The following is a 13,564-nucleotide window of genomic DNA, read 5'->3' on the forward strand; positions in this document are numbered from 1 at the left end:
AAATACCTTTAAGATAAAATACTTTGAGTCGACCACAACAAGTGCATTAATAAGCCGTAGGGTGACTGATGACAGTTTCGTCGATACAGTATGGCTGCACGCTTTGTAATGGGCTAAAGAATATAAAATCATCAATAGTGATGTTGAATATTTAAGGAAAAATATGCGTATCTTGTTAGTTGAAGACGACATACCCTTGGCTTTAGGGTTACAGCAATCACTTCGCCATGAAGGCTTTGTTGTTAATCATGTTACTAATGGTAAAACCGCAATTTCAGCATTGTCTGTGCCTGACCAAGACTTGGTTATTCTTGATCTGGGTTTACCTGATATCGACGGCTTGGAAGTGCTTAAGCGTACCCGCGATCGTAAGCTTGGTATTCCAGTCATCATTCTAACCGCAAGAGATTCTCTTGAAGATAAAGTTAAGGGTTTAGATATTGGCGCAGATGATTACCTGGTCAAACCTTTTGAAATTAGCGAATTGTTAGCGCGTCTTCGAGTCATTGAACGTCGTTTAGGAACGGCGAAGTCGGCATTGATTATTTGCTCAGACGTGGCAATTGATACCGCAGCTCATAAAATTCTTATTAAAGATGAACAACTAATAGCTTCAAAAAAAGAGTATATGGTATTAAAAGCACTGATGGAAAATGCCGGTCGAATTCAATCTCGGCAACAAATTGAATCGCGTTTATATGAATGGGGAGAAGAAGTCGCCAGTAATGCTGTTGAGGTACACATACATAACTTAAGAAAAAAATTGCCAGAACAATTTATAAAAACAGTCAGAGGCGTAGGTTATACGGTTAATAAAACTTAATGTCGATTCGTCGCTACTTAGTGCTTATTTTACTGTCAATTATCACCTTGATGACATTTTTTGCTGCCATACAAGGTTATAAAGCAAGTATGGAACAAGCAACTAGCTTATTTGATGAGCAATTGGTTCTTGTTGGTAAAACGTTATTAGCGACCTCGGCGACTTATCCTGATCAAGCTACCGAAAATCGATTAAGTGCAGTAACAGTGGTCCCCTCTAACCATATCGCTTACCAAGTATTTAGGAATAACACCTTATTATTACGGACGGATAATGCCCCCGAGCAGTTAATAACTGAGTTACCGGCAGGGTTTATTGACCTTAATTTTATTGGCCAGCGCTGGCGGGTCTATATCGAAACATTACCCGATGAACCAACGCAAATAAATCAGCTAAAGGTGCTGATTGCTCAACCCCTCGAGCAAAGATTTTCACTGGCTGAACAAGTTATATTGTCTGCGGTGACTCCTATTATTTTAATTATTCCTGTGATTGCTTTATTTATTTTTATGGCGATTCGTCAAGGTTTAAAGCCGTTAACCGTTTTACGACGAGAACTTTCTGAAAAAAAAATTAATGATTTATCACAACTAACCAGTGAAACGTCAACGAAAGAATTACAACCTGTTATTCAAACACTTAATCTTTTATTTGAACGTTTATCTGCGGCTTTTTCACGGGAGCGTTATTTTGCTTCTGATGCCGCTCATGAACTAAGAACACCATTAAGTGTACTTAAAATTAATGTTCATAATTTGCAAATGACCCAAAGTGAAAAGCTTGACGCCACTGGGCAGGCTTCTTTAATGCAACTGGGGCAGAGTGTCGACCGCATGGCACATGTGGTTGATCAAATATTAACGTTAAATCGTACCAACCCAGATCAACTGACCATGACAGTCACTAAGCTTGAATTGCAGGTATTGTTGCAACAAGTGATCAGCGATTTATACCCTGAAATAATGAAACACCAACACGATATTTCTTTAGAAAGCCAAGCCACAACTATTTATGCCAATGAATTTGCCTTACTGACCTTAGTGAAAAATTTAATTGGTAATGCCTGCAAATATACCCCCAATGGTGGCCAGATTTTGGTCAGAACCGTGGTTGATGACCACAGTTTTACCCTGACTGTTGAAGACTCAGGACCGGGTATTGACTCGAGTGAATACCAGCGAGTTTTCGACCGTTTTTATCGTGTAGGTGGTGATGGCCATCAGTCAACTGTGGTAGGATGCGGCTTAGGGTTAGCGATAGTTCAGCATATTGTTAAATTACATCATGCGACAATAACGTTAGCAAAATCTATGCAATTAAATGGACTTAGCGTGTCAGTAACTTTTCCACAAAAAACTCAAGCGGTTGACTTATATTTAAATCAGTGTGAAAAAGAACGGGAGGATAATAGGTGAAAACAGCCACTGTTTTTATAAAAAGAACCCACATTATTAGCCTCTTTATCTCTTTAATTTTTAGCCCAAGTGTTTGGGCTGAACGAACTGAGTATGTGGTAGAATTGAAAGATCACTTGTTTTTTCCAGCGGTTATAAAAATTCCACCTAACGAAAAAGTTAAACTTATAATTTATAATCGCGATACAACACCTGAAGAGTTTGATAGTTTTGATTTAAATCGAGAAAAGGTTATTTTCCCCAATAAAAGAGCCGTTATTTTTATTGGTCCATTACCCGAAGGTAAATATCACTTTTTTGGTGAGTTTAATCCTAATAGTGCCAAAGGGACTATTATCGTTACCCCCATGCCCAAGCGTAAAAAAGCAATCAAAGTTATTGTTAAAAATAGCGTAGGAGGTGCTTAATGTTGATTAATACTGTGCTTTTATTTTTGAGTAACAGTTTAGTTATTTTTATGGTGTTAGCTTTGTTGTTATCGATTAAAAATAAGTTACAACTCTGTGGTATTACTCTGATATGTGGTGCGCTAGTGGGTGTTAGTTTTATGTCACTGCTTTGGCTTTACATTGACGAGATCAGTCAGTTGTTTGATGATACCGGACTTGAATGGTTCTATGCCTGTATACATATTCTTGTTTATATTTTAATTTTACATTTTATTCATCATTCAAATACCAGCGTAAATATCGCCAATAACAATAAGCAATCTTGGTATGCGGGCGCAATACTGGCGTTCGTTATTATGCTACAGGGGACTAATTTCCTTATCTACTTTGTTGGATATTGGTCGCAAACCGATGTGGCTAATGCGCTTTTTATTGGCGTCGTTTTAGGAACAGGAATTTGTATTAGCATCAGTATATTATTGTACTTTTTCTGTATATTTCTTAATGAACGTTTTTATGGTCGCAGCACAGAAGTTATTTTTATCCTCTTTGCTTGTGGGTTATTTAATAAAACCAGCGATTTATTACTACAAATTGATTTCTTACCCAGTAGTCATATGATTTTTGATGTTAACTTTATTGTTCGAGAAAAGTCTGAATTAGGACATTTTTTGAAAGCGTTATTTGGTTACGATGCAAGTCCGACCTTGTTACAAATTGGACTATATCTTAGCGCTTTGCTCATCGCATTTTTTTGGTGTCTGTTCCCCGAAAAACCTTGGCGATTCACTCGTGTTAAGCAGGTTATATCATGAAAAAAATATTTTATGTTTTAGTGTTATTGTTGCACAGTCTTTACAGTGTGGTTGTCTTTGCAGATGGGGTCGTGGTTGATAAAGTATATCATCCGCATGTCTTACCCAATGAGAAAGAAGTTGAATGGCGGTTATTGTCTCATCAAACGGATAAGAGTAATGATTTAGCGCAGCGCTTTGCCTATGGACAATCGGTACTTGACAATGTGATGGTAGAATTTTATATCGTCGGTGAACGCGATATCGATGGAAATTTTGGTTTGTCTGCTTACGAAATAGAAACGCGTTGGATGTTAACGGAGCAAGGTCAGTATTGGGCGGATTGGGGCATGCTTTTTGAATTTGAAAAAGAACATAATAAAGATAGCTGGGAAGTGACTTCGGGCTTGTTGTTTGAGAAAGAAATAGGGCGGACCAGTTTAAGTATTAATGCACTTTTGATTTACGAGTGGGGTAATGATATTCAAAATGAGCTAGAAATGGAATTCCGTGCTCAATATCGTTATCGCTGGCGACCACAATTTCAACCCGCAATTGAGTTATATTCAGGTGAAGATTATGTTGGTATTGGGCCAGCGTTTATGGGGATACAACGCTTTGACAGACAAAAACAGTTAAAGTGGGAACTTGGCTTTATTACCGGATTGAATGGTGAAAGCAAAGATCATATTTTACGTGCGGCTATTGAGTTTGAATTCTAATGAACAGCACTTTACCGCTAAGTAGACGCTATACAGCAACGTTATTATGGCTTTGTTGTTGTTGTTTCTTATTACTCTTTTCGCTAGGCTTAAGTTGGCAGATAAATAAAAGTGCTAATTTTTTTTATAGCTTTTGGTATTCGCCACTTAATATTGAGCAAACAATAAAAACCTATGCGCCTGAAAATACGCAAGGTAAAAGAGACTTTGCCCAGACAAGCCGTGAGCAACATTTATTAAGCTTCAGCGAAATTGTTGATGAAATTCATAACAATGGCAAAGGTTTAGCGAGGTTAAGTTATCTTAATAATGATAACCAGCATCGCGCGTTACTAACCAAACCTGAAGTTGTGCATTTACAAGATGTTAGTGTTTTAGTTAACCAATTACGCACAGTATCTGTGATTAACACCTTGCTATTACTTATTACGATTGGCGGTGTCTACCGTTTTAAACAGCCAAAGCCAAGTAAAAAAGAGCGCTATATGGCGGTGATTATTCCCACAGTTGTATTATTGACTGTCTTGGCATTGTTTGGTTTTACCGAAATATTTTACTATCTTCATACGGTGGTATTTCCTGATGATCACCAATGGTTTTTTTATTATCAAGAGTCGTTAATGAGTAGTTTAATGAAAGCACCCGATTTATTTGCTGCAATAGCCTTGTCTCTCAGTGCTATTGCAGCTGCTATTTATATATTAATTTATCGATTATTAATGACAAAAATTTTTAGTGGCTAATCGTCTTAGTTGGTTAGTTGAGATATTATCTAAGGAATAAATGATGAAAATTGAAGTGAGTATGCTTGAAGGTCAGCAACTAAAAGCAAGTTTTGGTGAACATGAAATTATTAGCGATCAAGCCATTACCGCTGGAGGTAAGGCAAGTTACCCTGAACCTTTAGATTATTTCCTTGCCAGTATGCCTTTATGTGCTGCATTTTATATTCGTAAGTTTTGCCAACAGCGTGATATCAATACTAACGGTATTAAGGTTTTGCAAGATGATAGCAATATTGGTGAGGATAAATACCAAAAGAAATTTTCTATTCGTGTTGAATTACCTGATGACTTTCCAGAAAAATATAAAAAAGCATTAATTGCCACCGCTAAGACTTGTACGGTAAAAAAAGTCGTTCAGGCGATGCCAGAGTTTGATATATCGATTGCTGAGTAAATTTCAGCCAAGTCATTGTTAATATAGCAATGCACTCAGCTGAAATGATAGCGCTAGGGATTAATTGATTCTAATTCTTTGATACGGCTTTTACTGACTAAAATATAGCACTTCTTGTAGGCCGAAGCGGCACCAGTTCCCGGTGAAATAGCAAGGTACTGCCATCGACAATCATTTTCTCTAAAGGTAATAAAATTACGTTGTGAGCGTTTGAACATGTTTAATGCAGATTTTCTTCCTGTTACTGAGGCAAACTCTTCAAGAATGAACACTTGATTGTTTATCCAGGTTTGTAACTCTCTATCTACTGCTTGTTTAACTATATCTAAGCAGCCGGATAAGCCAGAGGTTGTTTTTTGGGTTAGTTCGCATTCATCAATCGATTTTTTTGCGTAGCTAACATTGGATAAAAAACATAGCGCTAAGGCTAAACTGTAGAAAGACATTTTGCTCATGATACTTTTCATTATATTTATAAGTTTATCGTTAATCATCGGGTTATAGATAAAGTAATGATAGCTCAACTTTATGCAGGTAGTACTTTTTTATAAGGTTTTACGGTAACTTTTTTATAAACACCCGCGCTAATATAGGGGTCTTTATCTGCCCATACTTGTGCTTGGCTTAAATTATTAAATTCAGCAATAATCAGCGAGCCAGTAAAACCGGCTTCACCAGGATTTTCATTATCGATAGCAGGGCAAGGGCCAGCAACTAATAATCGTCCTTGGTCTTGTAATTCTCGTAACCGTGCTAAGTGTTGCTCACGTACCGACATTCTTAAAGCTAAGCTATTTTCTACGTCTTCTGAATAAATAAGATAAAACATGGTATTTCCATAAATTTGAGGGTTATATTTACGTTAAGTGATTACTTTTTTTCTTCAATTGATTTGTCACTCTCGTCTTCATCATCGGGAAAGTGTTTTGATAATGATAAAATTGAGCCGATTGAAAAAACAAACATTAAGCCGGTTAAACCGAATACTTTAAAGTTTACCCAAGTGTCTTGGTCAAAATTAAAAGCGACGTATAAATTTAACACGGCGCATAATGCGAAAAATAGCGCCCAAGCCAAATTAAGTTTACTCCAAATGTTCTCAGGCAAAGTTAATGATTCACCAAGGAAATCTTTGATGATGTTTTTATTAAATATTTTATCACTGACTATCAGGGCGATCGCAAAGAATAAATTGATGATGGTGACTTTCCATTTTAGAAAAGTATCATAGTGTAAAAATATTGTTAGCCCACCAAACACGGCAATAAGTACAAAAAATATCAAGGTACGTTTAGGTATCGGCTCTTTTTTGATTAGGTAGTAAATTATTTGTGCGGCGCCAAGGATAATTAGAGCGCCGGTTGCCCAATATATATCAACAAATTTATAGACAATAAAGAAAACAACGAGGGGCAGATATTCAAACAGAGCATGCATAGTATTAAATTTCCAATCAACCTTCGCTTATACGTAAGTTAATTCTACTCAATGCTTAAGCATTAGCCAAACAATTATTTGGCTAATGCGAGCTAAAAACGTTAAATACCAGCGAAAACGTTACAAATCATTAACTGAACGTATTGATTTTTTTAATAAAAACAAGCTAGTTATTACTTAGTCCGAACGGGTCATCTATAGAATAAGATGGTTCAGTAAACCATTTTGCGCCGTGTTCACTCATATAAAAGTGATCTTCTAAGCGAACACCAAATTCGTTCGGTACCACCAACATCGGCTCATTAGAGAAACACATACCCACTGCAAGTGGTGTTTTATCACTACGCACTAAATAAGGCCATTCATGAATGTCTAAACCTATGCCATGACCAGTTCTGTGTGGACAGCCCGGTGTTTGATAATCAGGTCCCATGGATTGGCTTGCTAAATAATCACGAGCAGCGATATCAACATCCCCACAAGGTACGCCGAGTCTTGCTGCATTAAATGCACTTTCTTGGGCATTTTTTTCAATCAGCCACATTTGACGCTGACGTGGGTTAGCTTCACCAAACACATAGGTTCTAGTAATATCTGAATTATATCCTGCTACTTGGCAACCGGTATCAATAAGTACTATATCGTTAATGTCTAAGGTTTTTGGTGTCTTTACCCCATGTGGATAAGATGAATCTACACCAAATAGCACAATACAAAAGTAAGAGCCAGCGGCGGCGCCGACTTTAATATGGGCTTGATGGATGAAGTCAGTAACTTCTTGCGTACTGATGCCCTGATATAATATTCTTGCAACGGCTTTATGCACTGCCATGGTCATATTTTTAGCTTGTTGCAGCAAAGCAATCTCGGCCAAGGATTTTTGACTACGACAACCGGCTGTAATTGCTTTTGCATTGATCAGTTGATAATCTTTTTTGCTCGTGTCGGCACATTGTTTTATACCGTCAGCAATGAAAAATGCGGTTGATTCGTCAAGCGCAATAGTGCCTGAGTCAATCCCCATGTTGGTTAAGGTTTCAATGAATAATTGATAAGGGTTTTCATGTTCTTGCCAACCATTAACTTTCCCTTCAATGGTCATATATTGACGTAAGGTATTTACTTCAAAGTCGGGGGTAATATATTGAATATCGCCTTGCTGTGGAATAATTGCCCCGACCATACGTTCACTGGCGTACCATTTTGTACCGGTAAAATAATAGAGGTTAGTGCCAGCATCTAAGTAAGTTGCCTCAATATTATTGTCTTTCATTAATTGCTGAGCTTTAGCGATACGTAACGTAAACTCGTTTGAAGAAATAGGCTCAACATCGCCGGTCATATTGGTAAGTTTGGCTAGCTCGGCTACTGCGTTAGAGCCTCCTACACCTATAGTCATTGTCTGTGTCATTTAGCGTCCTGAAAGTAATGTATATTGTGCGGTATTATGACATGGATTATTTATTTTATACAATATACATTGTTGACGGGCTATTTAAAAATCTTATCAAAGCCAAATACCCAGCCATTAATATTTAAGGAAGATAGGGTCTTTCGATAGGGTCATTGCCTGTTGATAAAGTTCAGGGTCGTTATCTTGAAAATACTTCACACGAGTAACGGCTTGCGGTAGTGCTTGATTTGCTGCATGAATAAGCCAAGCAAGTCCTGCTGAATGATCTTCTTCTGTGCCTTCTCCTAAGAAAAAAGCACGACCCATAGCGCCCATGGCTTTTGCATGACCGAGCTTTGCTGCTTGTTCAAATAATTGAAAAGCTTGTTCTATATCGCCAGACTGTCTTTTTAAGATAGCGCTATTGAACAAGTCATCATCACACTCTGTTAAGGCTGAAGATGTTAGGTCTGGCTCATTATTTAAATTATTTTGCTGGCTATGTTCAAATGGGCTATTAACAGCTTCATTATTGTTGGTTTCTAGGTATAAGTCTTCAATCAGTTCGTTGCTTTTTTCTTCCTCAAACTCATCGTTAGAAAAAATATCTTTAATGTCTATGTCTTTTCTTTTTTCTGTTAGCAAACAGCTCATTACTGCATCATAGCGCCCATTAAGTTGCTCTATCGTTTGTTGCTGTTTGCTGATTTGCTTTTTGTAATAGCTTGCATCTTCAGTTAACTGTTTGATGTGGGCATTTTGTTGGTCGAGATGTTTTTGATGAGACTGCTTTAAGTTATCAATGTTTGATTGATTCGCTTGATCAATTCTTAATTGTTGGCTGTGACTATATACTTCGAACCGCTCTAGTACACTTTGAACACTCTGTTCGTAGTTATTTTTCATTTTTTCAAACCAGCGAAATATTTGGCTGGGTACTTTTTGATTATCTTCTGGCATTGAGGCTCTCAAAACATATCCTTTTTTTAACCATAATAATTGTAAACAGGGAAAGCAATATATTCATTAAAAAACCTTACTTTATTTATAGGTATTATTTAAAATAAACTATGATTTTATGCTAAATACCTAAAAAATGGTGAATTTCTATTAAAATAAACTTGCAGTTAATTTTTTTTAGCTTATCTTTATTGCTAAGTTTTCTATTTTTATACGAATTTATAAGGGATTAAATGTTCAAACTACCGGCTCTGTTAACTATTGCTCAAGTTGATGACTGTAAAATGCAGCTACTCGAAGAAATTGCTACAAATGATGTGATAACTTTTGATGACAGTGCTGTTACCCATATAGATACCGTAGGTGTGCAATTGTTATTAGCGGCAGTCACTTTTATCGCTGCTCAAAATAAAGTACTTAACTGGAATTCTACCTCCTGTGTTATTCAAGAAAGTGTTAAGCAATTAGGGCTTAACGAAGCCATTTTAAATCAATATCTAAATGCTTAGTATCAGTTATTTAGTGAAATATCATCTAAATATTATTAAGCTTTTGCCGTTTATATTTACCTTGAAAAGGAAATACCTATGACCAAGATTTTGGTTGTTGATGACTCTAACTCTATTCGCGATATGGTTAGTTTTACATTAAAAAGTGCCGGTTATGAAACCGTTGAAGCAAAAGACGGACAAGAAGGTTTGAGTAAAGCTCAGGCTGGGGCTTTTGATTTAGTGATCTCTGATGTAAATATGCCCAATATGGATGGTATTGCTTTATGTGAAGAGTTACGTAAGTTACCCGCCTTTAAGTTTACCCCTATTTTGATGTTAACGACTGAAAGTTCTGGTGATATGAAAATGCGTGGCAAAGCTGCCGGCGCCACTGGCTGGTTAGTTAAACCTTTTAACCCTGAAAAATTATTAGCAACCATTAAACGGGTTGTTAGGTAGCTATTATGAGCGTAGATCTCACGCAGTTTATTCCAAGCTTTTTAGAAGAAAGCTTCGAGGGGCTCGAATTAATGGAATCGAGCTTGTTAAATCTAGAGCAAGGTGATGATGAAACGATTAATTCAATATTTCGTGCTGCCCATTCCATTAAAGGTGGCGCCGGTACTTTTGGTTTTAATCATGTTACAGAATTTACTCATTTGGTCGAGACACTTCTTGATGAAATGCGTGATGGCAGACGTAATATTGAAGCGGATGATGTTGAATTATTACTAGAGTCTGTTGACTGTATGCGCTTGTTAATTGAAGCAATAAGAGATGAACGCGAGTGTGATAGTGAAAAAATAGCTGAAAACTCAAAACGATTAGAGGAAGCATTAGCCGCCAGTGGTAGTGTGATGAGTGAAGCACTAACTATAAATGCTGATGATGCACCTACTGATAATAGTAGTGATATTGCAAGGTGGCAGATAAAATTTATACCAGAACATCACTTAGTTCAAACGGGGAATGACCCACTACTGCTCTTTAATGCTTTAGCCGATTTAGGGAAAGTTTCTTTAGAAGCTAATACTAAAGAACTCCCGACATTAAATGATATCGATGCAGAAGAGCTGTACTTAAGCTGGCAGTTAACACTGCATTCAAACGCCAGTGAAGCGGATATAAGAGAAGTATTCGAATGGGTTGAAGACGAATGTGAATTGATTATTACAAAAGAAGTACAAGACCAGCCTTTAGAAGCAGTGACTGAAGCAGTGACTGTGGTAAATACCCTTGAGGGATCAAGCCAAAATGAACAGGCTGATCTTACACCGCCAATTGAAGCTCATTTCGCTGAACCTACGCCAAAAAACAACACAGATAAACCCGTAAGTAAGTCCAAAAATGATCTAGGCTCTATTCGAGTAGGTGTCGATAAAGTTGACAGTTTAATTAACTTGGTTGGTGAATTGGTCATTACTCAATCTATGCTATCTGAGTTAGGCAGTGATTTTGACTTATCAAAAGTTGAGCGCCTAAATGCTGGTTTAGAGCAGTTACTACAAAATACCAAAGAATTACAAGAAAGTGTTATGCGTATTCGCATGTTACCTATTAGCTTTGCTTTTAATCGCTTTCCAAGATTAGTTCATGATCTGTCTAAAAAAACAGGAAAAGAAATTGAGCTTATTCTTAAAGGTGAGCAAACAGAGCTAGATAAAACCGTGATGGAACAAATTGGTGACCCGCTGGTACACTTAGTGCGTAATGCTGTCGATCATGGTATTGAGCCTGCACAAGTTAGACTTGCTCATGGTAAGCCTGAAAAGGGTACGATTGTGCTTGATGCCTATCATCAAGGTGGCAGTATTGTTATTGAAATTAGCGATGATGGTGGTGGTATTGACCGCCAAGCTGTTTTTAATAAGGCACTTGAAAAAGGCCTCGTCGATGAAAAAACCACCTTAACCGATAGCCAAGTTTTTGATTTACTTTTTGAACCTGGATTTTCTACCGCTAAAGAGGTCAGTGATATTTCTGGTCGCGGTGTTGGTATGGATGTAGTGAAAAAGAATATTCAATCACTAGGTGGACGAATACAAGTTGAATCTGAACAAGGAAAGGGCAGTACCTTTCGGGTCAATTTACCCCTTACTTTAGCGATACTTGATGGTCAGTTAGTTCGAGTTGGTAAGGAAGTTTATATTATTCCATTAATCACTATTGTTGAATCTTTACAACCACAAAAAGAGCTGATTAATCGTGTGTCAGGTGACATGCTACTGTACCGACTTAGAGAAGATAATGTACCGGTTATCCCAATTTATCAGCTGTTTAATATTCCTTGTGAATTTGAACATATTGAAAGTTGTTTATTAGTGGTTGTTGAAGCAGACGGACAAAAAATTGGTTTAATGGTTGATGATTTACTTGCCCAGCAGCAAGTTGTTATTAAAAGCTTAAATGACAATTATCAACAAGTTCAAGGTGTATCTGGTGCAACTATTCTCGGGGACGGCTCTGTTGCTATGATTCTTGATGTGGCAGGTATTATTGAAATGGCGCTAACAAAAGCACAAATTAATCAACAACATCAGTCGAGTGTTCAATCCCAAATTACCCGGTCAATATCGGCAGGAGTTAACGCTTAATGGATATTCAAATGTTAGCAGAAGATGTGCCCGTTGAGGGAGAGTTCTCCTTAGAGGGCATTGACTTTATCACCAGTGGCGATCAGTACCTGACTTTTTTATTAGCGGATGAACAATACGCGGTTGATATTTTATGTGTTGAAGAAATTCGTAGCTGGGGAAACCCAACCCGTATTCCTAATTCACCTTGCTATATTAAAGGGGTGATCAACATGCGTGGCATTATTGTCCCAATAGTTGATCTGCGAATGAAATTTAATATCGGTAGTGCTATTTATTGTGAAACAACTGTGGTGATTGTGTTGACGGTAGAAACAGAAAATAAAACCCGTACCATAGGGTTTGTTGTTGACGCCGTTTCAGATGTGCTGAATGTAGAAGCAAGTGATATAAAATCTGCTCCCGCTTTTGGTGGTTGTGTACCACAAAATTATCTGCAAGGTTTAGTCAATGTTGGCGAAAATGTTGTCACTTTACTTAACGTTAAAGTCTTACAAGAAATTGAAAAACATCAGTTAATATAAATAAAGGAAGATACCATGGAACAAGAGCAAGAATATCTCACCTTTATGTTAAATGGCGAAGAATATGGTGTTGATATTTTATGTGTACAAGAAATACGCGTGTGGAGTTCAGTTACTGAGTTACCCAACAAGCCAGACTATATAAAAGGGGTAATTAATTTACGTGGCATTATTGTACCAATAATCGATTTACGCCAACGTTTTGGTCAGCAGCCGTTGGCTTATAATGAGCAAACAGTGACCATTATTTTACGAAAGAAAAACAATCAAAAAAGCGATAAAACTATGGTGGTCGGTATTGTGGTTGACGCAGTATCTGAAGTGTATAAATTTGATAAAAAATCAATAAGGACACCTCCTACTTTTGGCAATAAAATTGACCGTTGTTTTTTACAAGGCCTAGCGTCAATTGACGATAAGCTGATTATTTTACTCGATAGTAATAGTCTATTAGATCAGGACGAACTCTACGACGTAGAAAGCCGGGTGAAAAGTTCTCAGCAATAATAGTCTATTAGATCAGGACGAACTATCCAACGTAGAAAACTGGGTACAAAGTTCGCCGTTATTGTTAATTGGTTCGAGCAATATGAGTTGGTTAGCTAAAGACCCATTATATAGTGTAGAAAGCCGCGCTACATGTTGATCGTTATTAAATAAGCGACGTTGACGATAAATAGAGCATTAAAATAATGACAGGTAAACAGATTAGTTTAGTCCAGCAAAGTTGGCAAAAGGTCGTGACACTTTCGCCCAATGTTGGCGATTTGTTTTATCAAGAGTTATTTATATTAAGACCCGAACTAGTGGCATTATTAAAAGATGTCAAAGTAGATAATAATC

General features: G+C 37.2%; 17 protein-coding genes. 12 read left to right on the top strand and 5 right to left on the bottom strand.

Going from position 1 to position 13,564, the window contains the following annotated elements:
* The first annotated feature begins 163 nt into the window (after positions 1-163).
* From ESZ26_RS10665 to ESZ26_RS10695, 7 genes are read left to right on the top strand one after another with little or no spacing between them, the layout of a single operon-like run.
* Positions 164-823 carry a response regulator gene (locus ESZ26_RS10665; RefSeq protein ID WP_146799613.1) on the top strand — a complete coding sequence of 220 codons (660 nt, stop codon included), beginning with the start codon at positions 164-166 and terminating at the stop codon, positions 821-823.
* Positions 823-2,238, top strand: a complete 1,416-nt coding sequence (locus ESZ26_RS10670) for an ATP-binding protein (RefSeq protein WP_146799614.1) — start codon at positions 823-825, stop codon at positions 2,236-2,238. Before ESZ26_RS10665 ends, ESZ26_RS10670 begins: the two co-directional genes overlap by 1 nt.
* A gap of 32 nt (positions 2,239-2,270) precedes the next feature.
* Positions 2,271-2,645: a cupredoxin domain-containing protein gene (locus tag ESZ26_RS10675; protein ID WP_146799671.1), complete on the top strand. Its 375-nt coding sequence runs from the start codon at positions 2,271-2,273 to the stop codon at positions 2,643-2,645.
* Complete coding sequence (locus ESZ26_RS10680; protein ID WP_146799615.1) at positions 2,645-3,442, top strand: hypothetical protein; 798 nt, start codon at positions 2,645-2,647, stop codon at positions 3,440-3,442. The genes ESZ26_RS10675 and ESZ26_RS10680 overlap by 1 nt, the downstream gene beginning before the upstream one ends.
* Positions 3,439-4,143, top strand: coding sequence for a hypothetical protein (locus ESZ26_RS10685; protein WP_146799616.1), 705 nt, complete (start codon positions 3,439-3,441; stop codon positions 4,141-4,143). The genes ESZ26_RS10680 and ESZ26_RS10685 overlap by 4 nt, the downstream gene beginning before the upstream one ends.
* Positions 4,143-4,886, top strand: a complete 744-nt coding sequence (locus tag ESZ26_RS10690; RefSeq protein WP_146799617.1) for a lipoprotein intramolecular transacylase Lit — start codon at positions 4,143-4,145, stop codon at positions 4,884-4,886. The genes ESZ26_RS10685 and ESZ26_RS10690 overlap by 1 nt, the downstream gene beginning before the upstream one ends.
* Before the next feature lie 43 nt (positions 4,887-4,929).
* Complete coding sequence (locus ESZ26_RS10695; protein ID WP_146799672.1) at positions 4,930-5,322, top strand: OsmC family protein; 393 nt, start codon at positions 4,930-4,932, stop codon at positions 5,320-5,322.
* Positions 5,323-5,375: 53 nt separating this feature from the next.
* Here the strand turns inward: ESZ26_RS10695 and ESZ26_RS10700 are convergent, their stop codons facing one another.
* The 5 genes from ESZ26_RS10700 to ESZ26_RS10720 form a co-directional block, all read right to left on the bottom strand.
* Positions 5,376-5,777 carry a lysozyme inhibitor LprI family protein gene (locus tag ESZ26_RS10700; RefSeq protein WP_146799618.1) on the bottom strand — a complete coding sequence of 134 codons (402 nt, stop codon included), beginning with the start codon at positions 5,775-5,777 and terminating at the stop codon, positions 5,376-5,378.
* Between the two features lie 71 nt (positions 5,778-5,848).
* On the bottom strand, positions 5,849-6,151 hold the full coding sequence (locus ESZ26_RS10705) for a YciI family protein (RefSeq protein WP_146799619.1): 303 nt from the start codon (positions 6,149-6,151) through the stop codon (positions 5,849-5,851).
* Between the two features lie 41 nt (positions 6,152-6,192).
* Entirely contained in the window at positions 6,193-6,759 is a 567-nt protein-coding gene (locus tag ESZ26_RS10710; RefSeq protein ID WP_146799620.1) for a septation protein A, read from the bottom strand.
* A gap of 166 nt (positions 6,760-6,925) precedes the next feature.
* Entirely contained in the window at positions 6,926-8,158 is a 1,233-nt protein-coding gene (locus tag ESZ26_RS10715; protein ID WP_146799673.1) for a M24 family metallopeptidase, read from the bottom strand.
* Between the two features lie 129 nt (positions 8,159-8,287).
* Positions 8,288-9,112: a tetratricopeptide repeat protein gene (locus tag ESZ26_RS10720; protein WP_146799621.1), complete on the bottom strand. Its 825-nt coding sequence runs from the start codon at positions 9,110-9,112 to the stop codon at positions 8,288-8,290.
* Positions 9,113-9,345: 233 nt separating this feature from the next.
* Here ESZ26_RS10720 and ESZ26_RS10725 point away from each other — a divergent pair, with 233 nt between their 5' ends.
* The 5 genes from ESZ26_RS10725 (at position 9,346) to ESZ26_RS10745 (ending at position 13,228) form a co-directional block, all read left to right on the top strand.
* Positions 9,346-9,621: an STAS domain-containing protein gene (locus ESZ26_RS10725; RefSeq protein ID WP_146799622.1), complete on the top strand. Its 276-nt coding sequence runs from the start codon at positions 9,346-9,348 to the stop codon at positions 9,619-9,621.
* Between the two features lie 78 nt (positions 9,622-9,699).
* Positions 9,700-10,062: a response regulator gene (locus tag ESZ26_RS10730; RefSeq protein WP_146799623.1), complete on the top strand. Its 363-nt coding sequence runs from the start codon at positions 9,700-9,702 to the stop codon at positions 10,060-10,062.
* Between the two features lie 5 nt (positions 10,063-10,067).
* The gene (locus tag ESZ26_RS10735) at positions 10,068-12,197 is read left to right on the top strand and encodes a chemotaxis protein CheA (protein ID WP_146799624.1); all 2,130 of its coding nucleotides are present in this window, start codon (positions 10,068-10,070) and stop codon (positions 12,195-12,197) included.
* Positions 12,197-12,721 carry a chemotaxis protein CheW gene (locus ESZ26_RS10740; protein ID WP_146799625.1) on the top strand — a complete coding sequence of 175 codons (525 nt, stop codon included), beginning with the start codon at positions 12,197-12,199 and terminating at the stop codon, positions 12,719-12,721. Before ESZ26_RS10735 ends, ESZ26_RS10740 begins: the two co-directional genes overlap by 1 nt.
* 15 nt (positions 12,722-12,736) lie before the next feature.
* Positions 12,737-13,228 (top strand): chemotaxis protein CheW, encoded by a 492-nt coding sequence (locus ESZ26_RS10745; RefSeq protein ID WP_146799626.1) that lies wholly within the window; start codon positions 12,737-12,739, stop codon positions 13,226-13,228.
* Positions 13,229-13,564: the final 336 nt, after the last annotated feature.

Source organism: Colwellia hornerae (genome assembly GCF_007954355.1).
GTDB lineage: Bacteria > Pseudomonadota > Gammaproteobacteria > Enterobacterales > Alteromonadaceae > Colwellia_A > Colwellia_A hornerae.